17 protein-coding genes are annotated in these 22,126 nt (G+C 37.1%); 13 read left to right on the plus strand and 4 right to left on the minus strand.

Features of this window, described 5'->3' with window-relative positions; translation table 11 throughout:
* Positions 1-363: 363 nt before the first annotated feature.
* The 8 genes from KH286_RS03195 to KH286_RS03230 all read left to right on the plus strand — a co-directional run bounded on the left by KH286_RS03195 (position 364) and on the right by KH286_RS03230 (position 11,312).
* Positions 364-1,794 carry a [FeFe] hydrogenase, group A gene (locus KH286_RS03195; protein WP_038125620.1) on the plus strand — a complete coding sequence of 477 codons (1,431 nt, stop codon included), beginning with the start codon at positions 364-366 and terminating at the stop codon, positions 1,792-1,794.
* A 391-nt stretch (positions 1,795-2,185) separates the two neighbouring features.
* A complete protein-coding gene (locus KH286_RS03200; RefSeq protein ID WP_278617603.1) occupies positions 2,186-3,334 on the plus strand; it encodes a glycoside hydrolase family 3 N-terminal domain-containing protein in 1,149 nt (382 codons plus the stop codon).
* 471 nt (positions 3,335-3,805) lie between these two features.
* Positions 3,806-4,870 carry an AAA family ATPase gene (locus tag KH286_RS03205; RefSeq protein WP_004698049.1) on the plus strand — a complete coding sequence of 355 codons (1,065 nt, stop codon included), beginning with the start codon at positions 3,806-3,808 and terminating at the stop codon, positions 4,868-4,870.
* Between the two features lie 290 nt (positions 4,871-5,160).
* Positions 5,161-6,027 carry a sigma-70 family RNA polymerase sigma factor gene (locus KH286_RS03210; protein WP_278617604.1) on the plus strand — a complete coding sequence of 289 codons (867 nt, stop codon included), beginning with the start codon at positions 5,161-5,163 and terminating at the stop codon, positions 6,025-6,027.
* 319 nt (positions 6,028-6,346) lie between these two features.
* Positions 6,347-6,955, plus strand: coding sequence for a hypothetical protein (locus KH286_RS03215; protein WP_004694448.1), 609 nt, complete (start codon positions 6,347-6,349; stop codon positions 6,953-6,955).
* 281 nt (positions 6,956-7,236) lie between these two features.
* Positions 7,237-8,619, plus strand: a complete 1,383-nt coding sequence (locus KH286_RS03220) for a DUF4041 domain-containing protein (protein ID WP_278467399.1) — start codon at positions 7,237-7,239, stop codon at positions 8,617-8,619.
* Between the two features lie 99 nt (positions 8,620-8,718).
* Positions 8,719-10,521: a P-loop NTPase fold protein gene (locus KH286_RS03225; RefSeq protein WP_278467401.1), complete on the plus strand. Its 1,803-nt coding sequence runs from the start codon at positions 8,719-8,721 to the stop codon at positions 10,519-10,521.
* A 71-nt stretch (positions 10,522-10,592) separates the two neighbouring features.
* Positions 10,593-11,312 (plus strand): hypothetical protein, encoded by a 720-nt coding sequence (locus KH286_RS03230; protein WP_229055790.1) that lies wholly within the window; start codon positions 10,593-10,595, stop codon positions 11,310-11,312.
* A 110-nt stretch (positions 11,313-11,422) separates the two neighbouring features.
* On the opposite strand, the gene KH286_RS03235 is transcribed toward KH286_RS03230, so the two are convergent.
* The 3 genes from KH286_RS03235 to KH286_RS03245 form a co-directional block, all read right to left on the minus strand.
* The gene (locus KH286_RS03235) at positions 11,423-12,493 is read right to left on the minus strand and encodes a DUF4917 family protein (RefSeq protein WP_278467405.1); all 1,071 of its coding nucleotides are present in this window, start codon (positions 12,491-12,493) and stop codon (positions 11,423-11,425) included.
* A gap of 153 nt (positions 12,494-12,646) precedes the next feature.
* Positions 12,647-12,811 carry a hypothetical protein gene (locus KH286_RS03240; protein WP_278467407.1) on the minus strand — a complete coding sequence of 55 codons (165 nt, stop codon included), beginning with the start codon at positions 12,809-12,811 and terminating at the stop codon, positions 12,647-12,649.
* A gap of 5 nt (positions 12,812-12,816) precedes the next feature.
* The gene (locus KH286_RS03245) at positions 12,817-14,121 is read right to left on the minus strand and encodes a cytosine permease (RefSeq protein WP_278467409.1); all 1,305 of its coding nucleotides are present in this window, start codon (positions 14,119-14,121) and stop codon (positions 12,817-12,819) included.
* A 334-nt stretch (positions 14,122-14,455) separates the two neighbouring features.
* On the opposite strand from KH286_RS03245, the gene KH286_RS03250 reads away from it, so the two are divergent.
* The gene (locus tag KH286_RS03250) at positions 14,456-16,768 is read left to right on the plus strand and encodes a hypothetical protein (protein ID WP_278467411.1); all 2,313 of its coding nucleotides are present in this window, start codon (positions 14,456-14,458) and stop codon (positions 16,766-16,768) included.
* A 335-nt stretch (positions 16,769-17,103) separates the two neighbouring features.
* On the opposite strand, the gene KH286_RS03255 is transcribed toward KH286_RS03250, so the two are convergent.
* Entirely contained in the window at positions 17,104-18,522 is a 1,419-nt protein-coding gene (locus tag KH286_RS03255; protein WP_278467413.1) for a sodium:solute symporter family protein, read from the minus strand.
* A 273-nt stretch (positions 18,523-18,795) separates the two neighbouring features.
* Here KH286_RS03255 and KH286_RS03260 point away from each other — a divergent pair, with 273 nt between their 5' ends.
* From KH286_RS03260 to KH286_RS03275, 4 genes are all read left to right on the plus strand, one after another.
* Positions 18,796-19,377: a hypothetical protein gene (locus KH286_RS03260; protein WP_118091186.1), complete on the plus strand. Its 582-nt coding sequence runs from the start codon at positions 18,796-18,798 to the stop codon at positions 19,375-19,377.
* Positions 19,378-19,385: 8 nt separating this feature from the next.
* On the plus strand, positions 19,386-19,955 hold the full coding sequence (locus KH286_RS03265) for a hypothetical protein (RefSeq protein ID WP_004698206.1): 570 nt from the start codon (positions 19,386-19,388) through the stop codon (positions 19,953-19,955).
* A gap of 5 nt (positions 19,956-19,960) precedes the next feature.
* Complete coding sequence (locus KH286_RS03270) at positions 19,961-20,401, plus strand: hypothetical protein (protein WP_118091187.1); 441 nt, start codon at positions 19,961-19,963, stop codon at positions 20,399-20,401.
* Positions 20,402-20,872: 471 nt separating this feature from the next.
* Positions 20,873-22,093, plus strand: a complete 1,221-nt coding sequence (locus KH286_RS03275) for a hypothetical protein (RefSeq protein ID WP_038125637.1) — start codon at positions 20,873-20,875, stop codon at positions 22,091-22,093.
* Positions 22,094-22,126 lie beyond the last annotated feature (33 nt).

Raw genomic sequence — 22,126 nt, forward strand, 5'->3', positions numbered from 1 at the left:
ACGCACGTTCTCCTATGGAGGGCGTGCGTTTTTTATGTACAATACAATTTTGTTTTAGCTCTTATAGTATTAACAATTAAGCCATTAGTTTTTATAGCGCTATAAGTAAGTCACTTATTAAGGTACGTTAGTTAATGCCCTTAAGAAAGATGAATTATTCATCTTTCTATGTTAAAATGTGATTTATAGTACACTTTTTCGGAGGTTTTGTGCAAAAGTGTAACAATTCTACATAGTATAAACTTTCACCATATCGTATACTATAGGTAAGATGCAGAAGTATGGCTTGGGCGCAGTGCTCCGTAGTTTAGCATATTTCGCCCCAATAGGTTTGGTAGTTATAGTTTGTTAGAGGAGGTCCTCATGTCTCAATACGAATTTATCGATAAACGCGTGCCGATTGCACTCGACAATCCATCCATTTATCACGACATTTCCAAGTGTAAAAACTGTACGTTATGCCGTCGCGCTTGTGCGGATGTAATGAGCGTACTTGATTACTACGACCTTGATGCAAACGGCGATGTGCCTGTATGTATCCATTGCGGTCAATGTGCGGCAGCATGCCCATTCGACTCCATGCATGCTAAATCCGAGCTTGAAAAGGTAAAAGCAGCCCTTGCTGATCCTGAAAAAATCGTCGTAATCCAAACAGCGCCAGCAGTTCGTGTATCCATCGGTGAAGGCTTTGGTTATGAACCAGGTACATTCTTGGAAGGCAAAATGGTTGGTGCCTTGCGTAAACTTGGTGCAGACTATGTAGTAGATACTAACTTTGGTGCAGACTTAACCATCATGGAGGAAGCATCCGAGCTTGTGGAACGCCTTAAAAATGGTGGTCAAATTCCTCAGTTTACAAGCTGTTGCCCAGCGTGGGTACGCTTTGCGGAAATCTATTTCCCTGAATTGATTCCTAACTTGTCTTCCACACGTTCTTGTATCGCTATGGAAGCGGCTATGATTAAAACGTACTTTGCAGAGAAAAAAGGTATCGATCCTCGTAAGATCGTATCCGTATCTGTAAACCCTTGTACGGCTAAAAAAGCAGAAACGAAACGGGAAGAAGAAAATGCAGCGGCTCGTTACCACAATGACGAATCCCTTGGCATGGATACAGATATTTCCATCACAACTCGTGAGTTTATTCGTTGGATTCAAGAGGAACATATCGACTTCAACACAGTGGAAGAATCTCAATTCGACGACTTAATCGGCATGGAAACTGGCGCATCCATCATCTTCGGTAACACAGGTGGTGTTATGGAAGCGGCGATGCGTACGGCTTACAAGCTCATCACTGATAAAGAGCCACCTCCATACGCGTTGACTCACCTTGAAGACGTTCGCGGTATGGAAGGCGTAAAAGAGGCAACTGTTCAATTGGGTGATGACGTAACATTGTCCGTTGCTGTTGTTCACGGTGGTAAAAATACACGTGACTTCTTGAATGCATTGAAAGATAGCGGTAAACACTACGACTTCATCGAAGTTATGGCGTGCCCAGGTGGCTGTATTGGTGGCGGTGGCCAACCGCGCACTAAATTGCCGCAAGCCGTGAAAACTAAAGAAGCTCGTATCGGCGGTCTTTACGAAGCTGACGAAAACTACAAATGGGTTGCGTCCTATGAAAATGAAGAAATCCAAACCTTGTACAAAGATTTCTTAGGCGAACCATTGGGCCATAAGGCACACGAACTTTTACACACACACTACACAGACCGCAGCGCGGTTCTTGGTACTCGTAAAGACGTAACACCTGAAACATGCCCAACATCCCCTAAATTTAAAGGCTAATGATAGCCGATTGCTTAAATATGGTGCAAGTAAACATATAGTAGAGTTAGCTATTTAAGGTATAACAACATAAAATAGAAAATCCTACGGGTCATGAGTGACTTGATACTCACGTAGCCTTTTGTTACAGTGCGGTCACTTTTTAAACGATTCGTAGGATTTTTTTATATAATTATTCAAAATTCACATATTTTTACTGTATAACTTTATTATAATAATTCAGTATAAAAAAATTATTTTATTATGAGGAAAAGATGAATCATTTAGTGTATAATATAAAAATATACTGTACGGATCAAGAGGGGACTTATGGGTGTTGCATTGGGAGAGCAACATAGAAAGCCCATAATATTCATAATATTGCGTAAGCATTAAGGAGCTTTTAGGAGAGATGAACCAGTTTTTTCGGCGGGTCCTGAGTGGCCTTGCCTTACTAGTTGCTGTCGTTGGTACAACTGGATGCCAACATGAGAGTCAGGCAGAACAAGAAACGGTACGAACTGTATCGTACCGTGCCGTCCTGGAGTCCGACAAACCCGTGTCTGAAAAGGTGGACACTTGGATTGCAGCCATGTCTCAAGAGGATAAGGTGGGGCAGCTGATGATGATCAGCCTTCATGGTAGTACGATAGGACAATCCCAAAAGGATGTGATCCGAAAATACCGTGTCAGTGGCGTTATGTTAACAAATGAAAATCTTATTAATAAGAGCCAAGTGAAAACTTTCACCAGCGATATTATGCAAACGGCGATAACCTCTAGCATGGTGACACCCTATATTGCGGTGCATCGTGATCGCATATTGCATGGGAATGAAAGTTTCTTGCGGTTGCCAAAGCCTAATCGGTGGGGGCAATTGCCTATGGATCGTATCATTAACTTGGCCACGCGATCTGCTATTGAAATGCGGGATATGGGCTTTAACTTGGTTATTGGGCCTAATGCTAACCTTGGTGTACCGAATATGTCCTATACATCTGACCCCACGTGGGCAGGTCACATAAACCTTGCCATGGTGGAGCGTTACCAAATTAATCATATGTGGTCCGCTTATAACTACTTTCCGGCGGTGACCTTAGGGGATGCGTCTTTTGGATCAGCTAATGAGGCGAAAGCGTATCTCAGCAATAATGATGTAGCCGTCTTTAAACGTCTCATTGCGCAGACGACGGCGAATAGCTATATGCTTGTGATGAGTCACATCCAGATTCCTGCTATCGATAACGAACACTTGGCGAGTTCCTCTAAGCCGATTATAGACGGTTGGCTTCGCAAGGAGCTCGGTTATAAGGGTATCGTTATGACGGACCGTATCGATGTGGGTGCGTTGCAATCCAACCAAAAGATAGGCGATTATGCTGTGGCTTCCATTTTGGCGGGCAGTGACCTCATTCTTGTTGATGCGGATACGATTCATATCGATGAAGTCCATCGTGCGCTAGCGCAAGCGGTGGCGGATGGAACGATTACGACCGAGCGCCTTAACGAATCGGTTAAGCGCATCTTATTGATGAAAATGCAAACGCAAATGGATCCATAAGATATTTAGGAATATTAGATTTTGTAATTAGGAATTTACGAATTAGATATTTACAAGTTAGATATTTACTATTAAGAAACTTAGTATAAGAAAATTCGGTAACAATTTAATATACTTTATATGCAAATGACGTGCTATACCTCTCAGGTAGCACGTCATTTTTAAAATATATAGATTAAATTATACATATTAAACTATATAGATTAAAATCTATAGTTTAATATGTATAGCTTATAATGTATAACTTATATAACCACGCCTTATAGGATATGTTGATATCAAATGTATATGAAAATAAAGTAATCATAAGGCCTTTTATGATGATAAGGCAACATGTATCGCATAAAAGCTCTGATTTGATGCGTAAAAAAATTAACATAATAAAAAGCTATGTTAACTATATGAAAAAAAGTTTAATAATGATTTAAAATTATGATATAATAATTTCCGTAAATAGTTGGAGGTGAGTATATGAATTTTGTGGGACGTGCTGAAATTATAGAGCGTATCCAGTCCCGAATTGCAATGGGCCAAATGAGTTTATGTGTTGTATATGGTCCTCATCGCAGTGGTAAATCCTATGTGGCTTCGCAACTTGTACGCCGTCATAAGGCGATATATTTGGCGGGGCGCATGGCCAATGAATCAGTCCATGTGGCTGATATAAATAGAGCTCTTGAGGCACGTTTTGTTCCTGCTAATGCTCAAGATACATTCGAGCCTGTAGAGAGTTTGCAGCAGGCTTTTGTGAGACTTTTTGAAAGCAGTGTGAAAACACCTCAGACTGTGGTGATTGACGATTATCCATCCTTGGTGGAAGCAGTTCCTCAGTTTCCCATTCACTTGCGCGATTTATTAGATACCTATAAAGATACGAGTCGTTTGAACATCATATTGATGGCTAATGGTCTGGAACAGCTCGATGGCCGCATCATTGGCGATCGCAGCCTTATCGGTCCTTTCGTGTCCGAATATCTTGAGGTGAAACCATTTTCCTTAGTTGATATGAAATCCTTGGGACTTCACTATGCAAAGGATGATTTGCGCACCGTCTTTGCCGTAACCGGTGGGTTACCTGCCTATGTGCAATACTTTGATAATGGTGAAAGCATCGATACGAATATTATTAACTTGTTCTTCTCAGTAACAGGAGCTCTCTTTGAAGAAACACAATATATCTTGCATCGAGATATGAAGAATATAACCGGTGCCAATGCTATTCTAACGGGCCTTGCTAGCTTGGAAAGACCGTACTACGTGGAGCTTTTACAAGAAAGCCAAATTAAAAGCGGCACCTTTACATCCCGTTTGAACGATCTCATGTCGATGGGACTCGTAGGCCGCATTCAAGCAAGTAGCCGTGGAACAGCAAAGTACGCGGATTACCATTTCACGAACAGTATGTTCCATTTCTGGTACCGCTATGTGTATAAATACTGGGGAGACATTGTGCGCGGCTATGGCGCTGATGTATATTATAATCATGTAAAACCGCAGCTAAAGGACTTTGTCCAAGCCGCGTGTATTGCGATTTAATCAGACAATTTCAGATTGAATACTACTATCTAAAGATTGAATACTATTACCCAATGATAGTATATTTCCTCTTATAATGACACCACATTACATATGTGGTGTCATTTTTAGTAATTATATATTTTCAGTAATTATCCTTTGGATTACATACTTATGTTGTACTTTGGATAGAAATTAAGGTTCAAATATAACAGAATATAGGGAAATTCTTAGGAATTGCTGATTTGTCAAAAAACTCTTTCCGCAGTATTGTGTACATAAGCGCTATGCCATGGCAGGAAAGGGGATTTATGTTATACACAAACGAAGAACCTTTAGTACAAAAATCATGTATTAAAACTGCAAACTTACAACATGACAACTATCAGTCAGAAACGTTAGAAACACAGGCATTACCATCTCATTCTTTACTATCGAAAGCTAATGAGTCTAGGGAAAGTATTCCAGAGGAATTGAAATTACAGACCCTCGTCTGTGGTCATCAAGTTTTATCGTCCTTGTCGGACAAGAGCCTCGTGTCCATCTGTCAAAAGCCGAATATGCGGATTCAGACGGTAGGGTATCAGCCGTGGTCCGTTGATGAACTTCGTCATGATGCGGCACAAATCGAGCTTTGTCGCAGGTATCGACCGCTCATCTTGCACTATACGAATCGCATGGGAAACCGCGAGTTCCGCGAGGACGTAGAGAGCTATCTCTGGGCCATCCTCATAGAATCGATTTATAGCTTTGATTTGAACGGGGCCGTACCGTTCCCAGGCTTTGTGAAAGCTGGCGTCATGTACGGTTACATGCGGTACTGGAAGCGTGAACGATTGCGTTATCGCCGTGAAATACACATCCCAGATCGCACCACTGATGATGGAGAAGTCGCCTTTGGCATGGATATCTTCGCATCTGGCGAGAATGTAGCGGATATGGTGATGAGTGCCGATGAAGAGCATAGGCTTCGTGCGCGTCTCGTGTGGGCCTTAGGTAGATTGTCTCCTGATCAACGAGACCTACTGCGCCGTGTCTACGGTGAGTGCCAAAGCTTGGTATCGGTTAGTGAAGAATTGAACTGTAGCCGCCAAGCCATCCAACGGCGCCACGAACGAGCCATTCGGAAGCTGCGCAGGTATTTGAGTACGGACTTTGAACACTTGTGTGTGCATTAGTTATTATAATTTAATTTCTTATTTATATCCTATATATTGCATATTTCTTTTAATCTCGATTAACAAATATACATAGAATATGCAATTCTCAATTTAAATGAGAAAATAATGACACATCAAGGTATATATAACTTTTACAAGATCATAAAGTCTTTAAATATACGTAAATTTCTATAGTTTTGTATATATATTTACAAATTATACAGGCTGATATACAATTAAGTCAGCAGCAGATTAAAGCATGCTAATCTGCTTTCACAGAACACGTGTTCATTGTATTGTTGAAAGGAATGTTCCTGATTAGATTGGAGAGGATTCCATGGCAATAGATGATAAACTAACAGATTTGATGGCCGCTCGGCTATCTAAGGGAGAAGATTTGGATTTGATCTATACGAATCCAAAGAATCACATTGTTTGTTTTATTCCTACCTATCAACCTAGTGGTGGGGACAGTACGAAGTGTTATTTTGTGGATGGTCGCGAAGAAATGGTCCATCTGCCGATGCGCACAATCACGCGAGAGCTGGCGATGCAGGAAGGGCTGAGACCCAATTACATCATGACCAGCGACGGTCGACGCAGCAGCTATACCGCGCCTAAGACCTATGGTCCGCATCTAACCTTTGCTCATATTAAATGTCGCCGCCCTATCGGCAAGGACGTGGTGTATGGCCTTTTTAACGTGGCTATACCCTATGAATATATCGTTACAGAAGGTCCGGAACCCGATACGAGCTATATTCATGTGGCGGACTTTGCACCCATCTTGGTGTACCAATCCCCGCGTCATGTCAAACACAAACTGAATGAAGCGATGCTAGAACACTGCAACTACGTGCGAAAAATGCTAGCCCGCATCAAACTCAGCCAAAACCCTCAAGTCGTGGCCGAACTATTTATCGCCTGGAGAGACCTAACGAGATAACTCGTTGGACGGTGAAAGTAGAAATAGGAGGGTGGAGAGAAATCTGGAAAAGGAGGATAGGCGTATAAGAAAATAAATAGAACTGCGGGAGCAGATGAATTATTGAAAATAAGTTACATATGGCACCTCAATAGAGCTACCTTATATAAGGTGGCTCTATTTTCATATGTTTTTCATTATTTGCATAATTTGTGATATAATATACATAAAATTATATTGATGCAGGGATTACTTCTTATCTACAATTTTGTATTATTTATTGGTATTTTGGGGGAAATATTATGGATAATAATGGAGAAAAAAGATTTATTGTAGGAGATATTGCTGTTTTCTTAATGGCTGCCATTAGTGTAGTTTGGCCGATTATGCTTATTGGGGTTGCAATATTGTTACTTGCTAGATATCATCGATGGGCGATGGTTGAAAATGAAATTTACAAAGAGCATATTTTGAATCAAACTCTTATTCAGAATATAGAAGCCAATCAATCAAAATTGGCTACATTGGAAGAGACTATTGAAAGAGAAAAGGCCAAAATAGAGCATGATATTGAAGCACGTATTAGTGAAAAGAGTACTGAGCTTAATCAGTTGTCCTCTGAAATATCAAAAGTTAAAAAGGAACTAAAAAATAAAAAGCTAGAGGTTGAAAATCTAGAGCCTTTAGTAACAGTAGTTAATATAGATACGGAAGGACTTGAACTTGCTACATCTCAGGAACTAAAAAATATATTATCTAAATATAAGTTAGAAGAAGCTGAATTAGTAAAAAATAATACAGCTGTAGATGCGCTTATTAACGATGATAAAAAGTTTGTAAATAATCAAATACGTCAGATTTTACGTTCATTTAATGCTGAATGTGATTTAGCTATATCGAATGTTACACTTAAAAATATTGATACTATGAGGAGTAAAATCCTAAGATCCTATGAAACTCTAAATAAAATTTATAAATCTGATGGAGTACAAATTACAAAAGATTTTCTTGAAAATAAGTTACAACAATTAATTACAGCTCACGCATATCAAGAAAAGTTAGAGGATGAGCGAGAACAAAAGAGAATTATACAAGAACAATTAAAAGAAGAAGAAAAAGTCCGTCGTGAAATTGAACGTGAAAAAGCAAAAATTGAGAAAGATGAAACTCAATTTAAAAATGAAATTTCTAAGCTAATGAAATATTTACAAAAGACTGATAATGAAGTAGAAAAGACCTTATACATTGATAAGATTAAAGAATGTGAAGAAAAACTTTCTGAGCTTGAAACTGTTAAATCTGATGTATTAAATCGAGAAAAGAATACACGTGCTGGTTTTGTTTATATTATCTCTAATATTGGCTCATTTGGGGAAAATATTTTTAAAATTGGTATGACTAGACGTCTTGAACCTATGGATAGAATTAAGGAATTAAGTAGTGCATCTGTCCCATTTGAATTTGATGTTCATGCATTAATCTTTTCAGATGATGCACCTACCTTAGAATCAATTTTACATAACACCTTTAGAGAATATGAGGTAAATAAAGTAAATCATAGAAAAGAATTTTTCTCTATTCCACTTGATAAAATTGAAAAAGTTGTGACAGAACATCATAATGCAACTGTACAATGGACTTATGATGCGGCTGCAGAAGAATATAGAGAATCTCTAGCTCAATAAGATATTTTGGAAAAATTAATTATTATAAAAAGCTCTACAATAAAAGTTTATACTTATGTAGAGCTTTTATTTATAGCATTATGATTTTTGGAGAGACCTATGAATGATCAACAAATATTATCAGTAATTAAGGATTATATTCAGAATCGTAGCATTAACCAAGCCTTGATGATTACTGGCGAATGGGGATGTGGCAAAAGTTATTTTGTAAAAAATAGTGTAAAAGAATATTTACGTAAAAATGGAATTTTAGATAATAAAAACTATATAGTATTTTCCTTATATGGGATTAATAATTTAGTTGACTTTAAAACTTCATTCTACGACGAAATTTTTATTAATCAATATTTAGGAGAGTCTAATAAGGCACGAAAAACAAAAAATATTTGTGAACGACTATTTAATTCTGTTTCTAGTACAATTGATACGAGTGCTATTGGAATACCAGTAAAGATAAATTTAGCCGAATTAATACATAAGAGTGATCTTGTACAATTAGAGAATTGTATTTTTGTATTTGATGATATTGAACGTTGTGAATTATCTGCTACTGAGTTATGGGGCTTTATAAATAAGTTGACAGAGAATAGGGGGATTCCTGTAATTACTGTTGCAAATGAGAGTAAAATTTTGGAGAAAGATTTAGAAAATGACAATTATAAAATAGAGAAAGAGAAGGCTGTTTATTGTACCCTTGCATTTTCTTATGAAATAGCTAATATTTTTGATGAGTTAGTAAATGAATATGAAGAAAAAGATATCAGGGAATATATATCAAGTAATAAAAAAATTATATTAGAGGAAATTTTTAGACGACAGCCTAATAATATTAGGACTCTACAATTTGTGTTAGTAGTTTTAGTTAATTTATTGAGAGAAATTTATAACTTGGAAGCTAAGTCTTTTCTAGAATATAGTGAACTGTATAATAAATTCTTAAAATACATTGTCTTAAGAGCTATACAATATAAAATTAATCCTAAAGTAGAGATTGATTGGAGAAACGATGATTTTGGATTTATTTCTAGATTAGATGATCAGGATACACCTGAGAATATAATATGGGGGTTTAAATTTATAGATATTTATATTAATAGTTCATATTTAGATAATCAGTTGTTAAGAAATGCTTATGAAAATGAATTGAAGCTATATGAAGATGCTTTTTTGGCATTTAATCATTTAGCAGACTGGACTCAATATTGTGATGAGCAAGTTTGCGAATGGTTAAATCAATTAAAGGATGAAGTAAAAAATTATAAATATAAAACCTCAATGCTTAGACAAATTTTATGGCGTGTTGCATCGATAAAGCACTATACAACGTTACAATATGATTTTGAAAGCTTTGTTGAGGACATTAAAATAGCATTTTATAGTGACAATGAAATAACCAGAGATATATTGTTACAACAAAATAAAGATGATAGTGTTTATAAAACATATGAAGAGCTTATTAGTCCTTTAGTTAAAATTGCTGATGAGAATTATAGACAACGGTTGGAAAAATTAAATTTATTTAAGTATTTATCTAGCAATCATATGTCAAATATGGAGCTATTAAAATATATACATTCTAATATAAATGAGTATTATAATGCCAAAGAATTCGCCAAATATCTAGGCACAATAGATGAGTTAAAAGGATATTTTATGAGTGCAAGTGAATATGACATACATTCTTTTCGAGGTATAATTCGAACAGTGTATTTGCAGATACTTAATATCGGCCAATTTTTAGGGGCTGATAAACCCTATTTAGAAGAAATACTGGTAATAGTTAAAAGTAAGATAGAAAAAGAAAAATATGGAGCGATTATGAAATTCAATTTAGACTGTTTAGTTCATGATTTAAAAAGTGCAATACAGGTTTTAAGTTCTAGTTCTAATAATGTTATATAGATTAAGAAAATGTATCCAATACTTTATAATATGCGGCCAATGAAGGAGGATAACTTATATTAGATGAAGATATGTGGTATGGGGAAGAAGATAAATTGAGTGATAATAAAGCCGAGAAAATAATTGATTTAACTCTTTGTGTTCTGGATTTGACTGCTACTGGTGGGATTCCAATCTTAAGCTCTATTAAAGAAACAGCTAAATGCATAAAAGATATACCTAATGAGATTTTTTTAATAAAATTAGATCGATTTATTAAGGCTGTTACTTCAAATGATGAGAAGGCTGTTTTATCTTTCAGAAAATTGTATAAGAAAAAATATCTTAACAATGATGAGGTACGATTAGAACATATAAAATGGCTTATGATTAAAATTGACTCATTCAATGAAGATAAAAAGGCTGAATGGATGGGGATACTATTTAAATGGTATATCGAAGAAAAATTAGAGTGGAAACGATTTTGTATTTTTGTTAATGCACTCGAATTTTTACTAGTTCAAGATGTAGAAACCTTATTAGCCTCTAATTTTGAAGTGTCGGAATATAATACAGATCTAGATTTGACTCAAGACTATAAACAAGCCCAAAATGGGAAAATCAAAAAAGAGGATAACGCTACACCTTTAAACTCGATAGAGATTGATAGAGGAATTTATTTGCGATTGCTATCAGTTGGGTTAGCTAGTATTAGTGGAGCGACATTAAGTTTAGTGCAAATGCCTGATATTATAAAGGTACCATTAGATAAAGATTTAGAGTTAATGATAAGGATTTTATCTAATTTCTAGGTTTACATTCAAATACTGATAACAATAGTAACTTATTATTTCTATTAATTATAAAATCAATACGAAAGGTTATATCATCGCATACCTTTGTATTAAGTATTTTATTATTTTTAGTCAGAATTATAGTTTAGCCAGCATCCTTCGTCATCAGCATTAAAGAAGTGTATATCAGTATTATTATTTATATTAGTAATTCTCTCAATTATCTTGGTACATTCAGCATTTATTATATAATCTTCTTTGTGTCCTTTGTGAATAGAAATAAATATCTTAAAGGGCTCACTACTATCTTTTAGTATTTGTTTTAAAATGTGTTCATCATTTTCACTTAGTGACCAGCCATAACACACAATATTTTTGGGGAGATTTGGTAGGATTTTTTTATATACATATGTTAAATAGTAATTTTTATATATACCCTTTACTTTTTCATTAGACGAACCTTCACAAATGAATAGTGGATAAAGTTGCGCTGTACTTTCCCAAATATTTAAAATTTCTTGTAAAAGTGTATTGCCTTCAGAGCAACGAATTTTTTGCTCCTCTCCATTGGAATCTACACAAAGTACAATATTACCATGGGGATAATATAACTTGGTTTTATAGCTATATCTTGTATTTATAACATCTTCATTAAAAGCTAAATTATGTCTACTTGTACTAGCATTTCGGAAAGAGTCTATGAAATCTGTCTTATTTGAAAGAATAATATAATATACTAACAAATCATAATTAAGGTTAATGATGTAGTCGAATTGATTTAAAAACTTATTGAGCTTTAATATACCATTAGATTCGTCCTGTGTTATTGATAGTTCGGTATAATTAGGATGTACACTTCTAATAGTTTCTATTAAGGCAGTTTTTATCTGCTTACTAGATGTAGAAATAGCATTATTAATTATGGGCAGTTGCGATATTAAAATATCAGGTAGAGAAAGTGCATTATTTATTTTTTGTGTTATATCCAGTTGATTTAAAATAGCCTCAAAATTTGAGGTACCAATTTGGGAGAATATTCTTGCAATTTCAGGTGATAGGTATCCTAGTTCCTCAGCTTTTAAAAATAGGTTATTATAATTAAAACTATTTGATAGTGATATACTAGCACCATTCCCTACTATTAGTGCTGTCTCGTTGAAGTCCATACCGGCTGTAAGTTCAGAATATTTTTCTAACATTTTACAAGTCCTTTTATATTAATAATTAGATTTATGACTACTTTTTAGTTGCTAAGAGTTTACTTTAAAAAGAGCCTTTCTTTATTAACTTTACTGTTATAAAAGGAAGGTTCTTTTTATAATATGAGGATGAGGAACTTTTATATTAGTTAATTACGGCTGCCATTTCGAATATCCAAATCCCATCATAATAATGCTTACCACGAGCATGCCGTTACCAAGGGTAATGGTGCTTTCACTTGTGGCTAGACAGGTAATAAAGGATCCGATGCCCATAATGACTGTGCCTAGTATAGCAGATAGTTTATGAATTGCCATGATAATCACCCTTTGCTTTCACTAACAACATTAGGTTTAACAATATACGTAATGAGTGCGTACAGTAGGGCACCGATTACAATCCCGTTCAGCGAAGCCAGTCCGAATGGTATGAATTTAACACAGACCAATGCGATGGCCCATGTGATCCATGGAACTAGATTCCATTTTTTGAAAGTCGCTTTGTTGTAATCGATATATTTTCCACGATGAACTAGGTAAAAGTCCGCTAAGATAATACCGCATAGTGGTGGAACGATGATGCCTAGTGTACTTAAGAATACAAAGAGAGAGTCGATTTTATACGGCTGCGTCATTGTTGCTAATGCAGAGATAGCAATGAGCACGGCTAGCATAATATTTCGGTTCAGTTTGAAAGAGTTTGCTAGGTTCAATGATGTGGAATAGAGGTTCGCACCATTTGTGGTAAAAATATTTGTAGTCAACAATAGTAAGCTTGGGAATACGAGGCCAAAGCTTAATAGTACGTTGATTAAGTCACCATCATTCATAGCAACGCCTGCGATAGCACCGCAGCTGATCATCAAGGTATTGCCACCCAATAGACCAATTGTGCTCGCTGTAATAACGTCTTTCTTGCTTTTACCATAGCGCATAATATCAGCGATACATGTGGCAGTAGATAAAATCCATGTGCCGATAACGATGGTAATGCCTGAAAGTAAATCGATAGGTTGTAATGGCACATAGTTAAATAATTCTTGCCAACCACCGATTGTTTGAACCGAGCGAGCCGCCGTTCCTAGGGAAAGGAATACGATGGACGGAATCGCAATATAGCCGAATACGGCGAGAGATTTAATGCCGAGAACTGCAAAGATACCCATGATAACGGCGCTGAGCATCATAGCAATGACTTCGCCCGTATAGGAAAGATTGAATACTTGAGCAATAAAATGTCCATATAAAGCCGCTTGAATCGTGTACCACCCTAGATTGACGATAGGTACGAAGAGAGAGGCAATTCTAGATCCTTCCTGACCGAAGCTGTATCGCGTCAAAAGGGCAAAGGTAAGGCCTGTTTTATAGGCGATTACACTCACTAGACCTGCGATGATACATAAGAAAATATTCCCTAGAATCATGGCTAATAGTAATTCGTTGAAAGTCAGCCCCGCAGCTAATCCGCCACCAGCCATCATACTAGTAACAAGAAAAACGAACCCAGTCCAAACGATGGTGAGAGAAAAGCAGGACTTTCTTGCCTCTAATGGGACAGGCTCTCTAGAGTACTCATTATCTGTGTTTGTATCAACTGGTTCTACAAACTCTAATTTCTCCTTACTCATACATCTATACTCCTTTACGTAATAAAAAATCTACCATGATGTGTTTAAGATTTATATAAGCATGGGTAGTAAAGACCTATTATGTAGCGTAAATATAGTGAATTTCTCTAATAAAGGATAGATATTTAATTTGTCATAAACGAATCGTATTTATCTTCATTAAAACATACGTAGAATGAATATTCAATATGCATATTATACATACTAGGTAATGTTGAGAATGATAGCTCTTATATTATAGTTCCTATATTACTAGTAAGTTTTAATGTTACAATAGGTATAGATTACGCATCGTTCTTAGTGTGTATATAGTTTTATAATAAAAGGGTGTTGTATGTATAATGTAACAATTACAACGACAGGCATTTTTAATGAGATTCGTCCTTCTTTGTTTCCTCTTGTAGAGGGCAAGGAAGGGATTACGTTTATGAATGCTTTGGAGTATAGTACAGATGATATTTTGCCTTTTGAAGAGGGCGATGATATTACGGATAATGGACCTGAGATTGAGCTAGAGCATGAACGGATTCGAGCCTTTATAATCGCTCTTTGCGCAGAACATGGTAAACCGTATAACGAATTACGAGATGAGTTCGTAAAGGCTTTGCCTGAGTTTATGCTAGATGGTACCTATAAAGGTGAGGAGCTACTTTCAGCAAAGAGAAGAGGGCGTTACAATGTCCATGCCTTGTATAAGAGCGCGCGTGGACGAGATTTACTATTCCAACGCAATTATGGAAATACGAATGGGATGCTTTACTTATCTGACCATATGGTGGGATATTTAATAGAGTCTTTATATGGTAGGAGTGGAATTTTTGGAATGGCAGCAGGAGCACAGCGTATTACCACTCCTTTGCGGTGTTATACCATTCATCAAGCAATAAATCGCATTGATAGATATTATTTACCTGAGTTGATTGCAGTTCAAGCACTAGATAATACCTATTCTATGGATAAATCAAACCGGTCTGAGTTTCTGCTGATTGCTGATGCCTTGGGGGCTTATATGGTGCAGACCATGCATGGTCAGACAGAATCTGAACAGCTGGATACACTGTCCAAAGATCCATTTTTCCGCAAAATTTGTGAGCCTGTTCATCGGTTTTATAGGAATTTGACCAATGATGCCATCATTTCTGTATATGATGAAAGTAACGACTGGGCTGATAGTTTGTTACATGATTATATATATAATCTATATGACAGATTCAGTGAGGGGCTAGATTATTGGGAGGAAAAAAATGAAGGTGTACTTGGTTATGTGAGATATCGTATACTAAGTCCTTTGGCGGATGATCTTGTTAGAGAACTATCTCAGGAAAAGCTACGCGTTGATTTGTATCCTAGTTTTGATAAAGCTAGAGCGTATTTTGATTTCTTGGTGCCTTATACTAGCCATGCGAAGAACATGCTTATTAAGATAGGCGTTAAAGAAGATGATGACTGCCAGAACGATATGACTGATGATGGGAATACCTGTGGAGGTCTATTGTCTCGAGTAGAATCACTGCCTCATGAAGGAGTTCAATTGACGGTATTGGAACGTATATATTGCCTTCTAGATGCTTGTTATGAGGCTATTCGACGATATCAGAACTATGAAGCGCTTGTGCCTATCGTTGATACTTTGGATGCAACTATAGGTGAGGTAGATATCGAATCTCCTAACTCTTGGCAGGCTGAGTATGTGCAGCGAGTATCTCGATTATCTAAATGGTACCGCATGTTAGGGAATGCTTTCACAGGAAATAATATCTATTGGAATTTATTGCAAGACCTCATTACAGCACAAGAGCAAGCACCGTTGGTTCATGAGCCTTATTTTAATAACTATGTTTGTGATGTAAGCTGTCAGGACAATGTCTTTAATTTGGAATGTTTGCGGTATTTATTGTTGCATCATGATATTGAAACAGATAATCGTGAAAGCTACGAGCACCGTGTTCAGGCTATCGATCATCCATATTTCAAGATGCCTTTCAAGGCATATGGACAAATACACGATTTGCTAGACTTAGATACTGAACTCAATAGTAATGATATTGTATATTTTTTAGTTCTCTTGAAAGCCATCCATCGTTTCTACCTAGATCAATTAGACCAAAATTTATGGAAAGAGTTGATCCAATTATGGTCTATGTATGGTAAACGAAATTTCCAAGACTATTATGCAGAATGCTTATGTGCTAAGTATATGGTTGTGCTCGCTGTACATATGGGGGATAGAGAAGCGGCAGCACACATCAAGCAGAATTTACACACAAGCTTTGAGAGGGCAAGACATTGGCATGAGCCCGCACCAAGTGATTATGGATGGTCTACCTTTGCATTCTATACGATGGCTCAAATCGACGAAGCCCTTGGTAATTTAGATTCAGCGCAAGATAACTATGATAAAGCCTATGTTACAAAAGCCTATACACAAGCTAGCTGGGCTTATTATGAAAGTAAATATAGTAGCCTTTGGAAGGAAACTCAACTGTCCGTAGTTGAAAGAAAAACAGCAATAGCTGAAACAAAATCTGCAGTAACTGAAATAAAGCCAGATTTTGAGGCTGTTATACAGGAGAATAAAGGGAAATTCTCCACTATTGATGAATATAAAGAGTACTTCAATACACATATGATGTATCTATATAGATAAATCGTTGTATAGGATAACTAAAAAAGCCTTACAAAAAGCAAATAGCCCTCCGTTGCCTAGTGTAACTAGATAACTGAAAGGCCATTTCCTAATCTTTTTTCAATTTCGAGATGCGCCTGACGTTACGACTCGTCTGACTATCTTCTTATATTATAGTAAGGTTATTATATATCGTCAAATTATGATGAACACGTGTATGGCATACAGTTTGATGAGGGTATTGTAAAATAAGAAAAACTCCTATTGGCTTTCACCGATAGGAGTTTTTGGTTTTATAATTGTAATTGTATAGCACTTTTAAGTCTATTATTAAGTTACAGATTATAATAAATTGATTATATTTCTTTTACATCATCAGGTATAGCCGGAGGAGCCGGTGGTTTACCCATGGCTCTTTCAATGCATACGACAGCTACAAAGGCGATGAGGCTGACGATGGAACCGAAGATGATGGACATAATGCCATATGGGTTGCCAACAAATTCCCAGTACACGCCTGCGATGGAGCCGAGCACGATGGACCAAATGCCAGCGCCAGCTGTTGCATTTTTCCAAGTAAGGCCAAGTAGGAATGCGGCGAATGGGCCAGCGGATCTCATTGTGAAAGCAAATACGAGCATCGGAATGATGGCTTTGCTTACGAGGGAGATGATAATGGCGATGATACCGAGGAATAGCACGCATAGACGGCTATATCTAGTGAGCTGTGCATCGGTGAGGCTTTTACCAAAATGATGTTCCACAATATCCTTGGTAAATACAGTTGCGGCGCCTAATAGGTCGCCTGCGCCTGATGAAAGTGTGGCCGATACGACAGCGGCCATAACGAAGCCCGCCATTACTGGAGACATGAGGTTAAGTGCTACCGTTGCCACTGCATTGTTGGCTTCAATTCTGGGGAATTCAGCCAATGCTACGAGGCCTAAAATCGCAGGAACAAAGGCGAATAGAGCCATGATAATCCCGCAAATGATAGAACCGAGAACGGCCGTTCTTTCATTTTTCGCTGCAAAGTACCGCTGAACTGACTCTTGGCCAGTGGAGAAGGTCATGAAATACATGATGACAAGGCCGATGATGGTTTTCCAACCCACCTTTGTGAAGCCAAGCTGTTCAGGTGGCAATTTTGCCACTACTGATTCCCAGCCGCCTACATTGTGCAACACAAACGGCACCGCGAGGGAGAAGCCCCCAACGAGAACGAAGAAGTGGATAACGTCCGTCATCGTTACGCTCCACATGCCGCCGGACATGGTGTAAATTACGAGTACCGCACCGCAGATGAGGATGGCGAGCTCTGTTGAAAGTCCGGTGAGAACGCTAATAATGGTTGCAGTTGCTGTAATCTGTACGCCTGCCAGTGTAATCGTTGCCAGCATGGACAGAATGGAAGTAATGAGATGGCTAGACGCGCCGAAACGACGGCCGATGATCTCCGGTACAGTTGTTGCCATGGCACGCCGCAAGAGCGGTGCGATGAAAGCAACGAGAATAACACCAATCCCTGCAGATACGACGTACCAACCTGCAGATAAACCCCAAGAACCATACGCTTTCGCTGCTACACCTACGGTGCTCCCACCACCGATTTCTGTAGCTGCTAATGTGCCTGCCGTCATAAGAACCCCAATACGACGACCTGCGAGTAGATAGTCAGTACTATCTTTTACACGAATATGACAATACACGCCGACTAATAAATTCAGTAATAAATAGGCGCAAACAATAACCCAAATAATAGTCAGAGAATCCATATGACACCTCCAAAAATTTACACTATCTAGAGATTCATACTAAATCACCCTTACTACTTGCGGTGCATATATCAAGTATAGTTTAATTATCCATAAAAACTGGGGAAAATACAAAGAGGAGTTTCTTGGAACGTTGGAGAATGTATATATATTAGGAACTAAAATATAAAATTATTAATCATAGGCACAGCCTTATTTACATAGTATACTTATGCTAATAAGACTGTGCTTATTTTATTGAGAGACAAGATTCATTTTTTGAGAGAGGTTTTTATGATTCAACGTATTTTGATGCTAGCTCTTGTGTTGCTGGCTTTCACCATGCCTACAGAGGCAATTACATTTCAGGAGCTGAAGACGTCACCACAGTTTAAGCTAGTTCATCAGCATGAGTATGAGAAACCGAGTGCAATTGTTAATGATGGTGGTATGTATGTGTATTTAAATACCTATTCTGTGGAGGTCCAAAAGTATGCGCCGCCACAGTATACATTGAGTGCTATTTATTATGTGGTACATACGTCGCACTATCAGGCTGAGATTATTGAAAAAAGGCTCACTGTAAATTATGATGCAAACTATTCATTGGCCACATTGATTAAATCATCTCATACGATGAATCCGAGTCCATCTATGTTGGCTTTGATTGAGGCTAGTGAAAGTAAGTCGGGCTTATTTATGTCTGATTCAGACCGTGCAATTTATACACTGGATGGTGCGCTTAAGAAGAACCCATCTTCGGAAGGTACTAGGAATCTTCCGCTTAATCGCAAGAATATTATTATGTATGATTTAGCAGATGCTATGTTTATGTCTGCCTATCAGCAGCATTTTGATGATATTGTGGCCCAATGAGGTGGATGATGAAACGCATATATTTACTTTCACTATGGTTACTAAGCTGCCTCGTGTTGCCAATGCAAATCCAAGCCGTATCACAAGCTGACTTATTAAACGCAGAACGATTTGAACACATCGATTCGAGTGCTGACTCTGGAAGAGGAGATGGAAAATATTTGGATCTTTCATCTGTTAAGTCTGTAACGGCGCCGAATGGCCATCGTCGTATTGAAGCCGTCATTTATGTTTCCATGCCTGCTGCGAATATGATTCAAGGACTTTCAGTACAATACGATTACCAAATGGATCGTTCTTTGCGCCATTTGATTAATGATCATGATAGAAGTTTAAAACAAGGTGATAAGACCCCATATATCTCTATTTGGCGTGCAAAGCAAGGAAGTTCAGGAATTACAGGGACCGTTAATGATGGCGGTACCTATTACAATAATGGACAAATTCGCCAACAACGTATATATGCAGAAAATCTAAAAGCTATGATTCTACCTGCTGAATTTGGTGATGAAAAATATAAATTGCCTAATTTGATCTATAAAAAGATCTTTGGACTATCTTATGATGATGAGTTGTAATATTTATGTATGGCACTAGAGTGGTTAAAACAGTGAATAAACATAGATTAAAGATAAAACTTGTTTTTGGACTCCTAATAAAGCTTGTACTTTTACTTATTTGGGGAATCTCTATTTGGGCTTTCTATACATTGCTCTATGATCGATATGTATTAGAAGCATATCCATTAAGGGATTATTTGCCAGTATTGATATTTACCTTTGGGAATATTTGGGTTTTACCGTGGCTTATTTTGTGGCATGAGAAACTATATCCAGCGTTTGATAAACCAAAAATTTATTATAGAGTGAAAGCTTGGTACTTTTCTTTGAAAGACCAATCTTTAGTGGGGACATTTATCTTTTATAGTATAGATTTTGTTATAAAGCTAGGGCTATTAATGTATGGCACTCTTATTGTTTTAGCTATTGTTATTTTTGTATCTCTTACTTGGCTCCGGTTCTGATCATTACTGGACTGATTCTTCATTAGCTCTTAAAAGCTCCTAAACACTCATATTGGATTTCTGATATATTCTTAACTTATTTACATAATGCAAAAGCCAAGCTATTCATATTTAAAAATAGCTTGGTTTTTATTAGTGGAGCACTTGTGGCGCTTATTTGTCTAGAAATAGCAAAATAGCCCTTCGTTTCTTCGGAAATTGGATAAAACGAAAAGGCCATTTCTACATGTTATTTGTTTGTGAGATGAGCCTGACGTCACTACTCGTCTGACTATCTACTTATATTATAGGGATAAAGGGATATATCGTCAAATGGAGATAAACCTTATATATACCAATTATAGATATATCATACATATACTAAATTATAAAATTATTAATAATAGGCACAGCCTTGTTTACATAGTATACTTATGCTAATAAGGTTGTGCTTATTTATGTTGTAATGTGAGAGAAAAAAGAGAGGGTTTTATGTTACGTAAAAGTTTGATTATCATGGCTGTACTAGCTGCTTTCACCATGAATGTAAGCGCTGTACAGATAGAAGTGCCAGCAGGACAGCCACCTATACCAGGGGCAGATGCGAATATCCCTGCCAATGCCTATGAAAACTATCGGGCCGGTAGCTTGAGCAATGTAGGAGCTAGTGATGTTATAAAATTACATTCTGAATCTAAAAAACGCATGGACATGTATGTAACTGACTGGGGACTAACACGAGATGAAGTCAATCAGATAGCAAGCGATTCGGAGAAGTTGATGGACTTACTTGTTAATGAGTCTGCAGTTGTGTTGTTGCATGATGAGCGTAATAACATTCGGGCATCTGTTCCTGGACTACTATTAGCAAGTAAGTATTACCCAAAACGCAGTGATGGTGAACGTTTATCTATTGTAAGAGAGAATTCCATATTTTTTGCGATTGGTACAAAACAGAATTATGATGATGCATTAGGCAAATTAAAATCAGAGCGAAAAGGGGAGTTTACATATCCGGGTATCACACATGGTAAATGGGCTATTGAAACTGAGTCTTTCGGTGAGAATACGCCTGCTATGGTTGCTGTAGTTGGTTTATTTAATCAACCGAATCAAGAATATATGGTAGGTCTTAGCTACAAAAATCAGCCTGTTACCGGCAAGCTCGAGCACGTTATGAGTAATTATGTAATTCCGTCGATTCGATCGTTAGATGACATGGATCATTATAGTGAAAGTATTCAATGGGATAATTTCACATATCGTATTCCTAAAGGGCTCAAACTAATAGCACAGAAATCGTTAAAGGACTCTGCCGAAATGAGAGACTATCGTGGATCAGGTATCCGACTTATTGTAGCTAAGAAACCTGTAAAAGTAGATGATAAATATATCTATTCATTTATTGACGAGATTTCGGAAATAAAGCCAGAAAGTCAAATCATAGGTGATGCACCTATTCAATCAGCATCTGTTTGGAATAATGGCGTTCCTAGTCTTTTAGTAGATAACTATCAACCAGGAAAAACGTCTTTAATGCATCGATTCTTACGTGATGACAAGAATGTATATATAATGAGCTTAGTTTATATTGATGGGGCTACGCCATATTCTCATATTCAGCTGCGTAATACGGTAGAATATTCTGATTTTGCAAATGTTGAGACACTGCGGAATAAAGTAATCCGTATGCAAAGTAAAGATAAAATGTAATTCAGTTGTTTATAAGATCGTTCAGGAGAGAGA

The sequence above is a fragment of the Veillonella parvula genome (assembly GCF_018378075.1).
Taxonomy (GTDB): domain Bacteria; phylum Bacillota; class Negativicutes; order Veillonellales; family Veillonellaceae; genus Veillonella; species Veillonella parvula_K.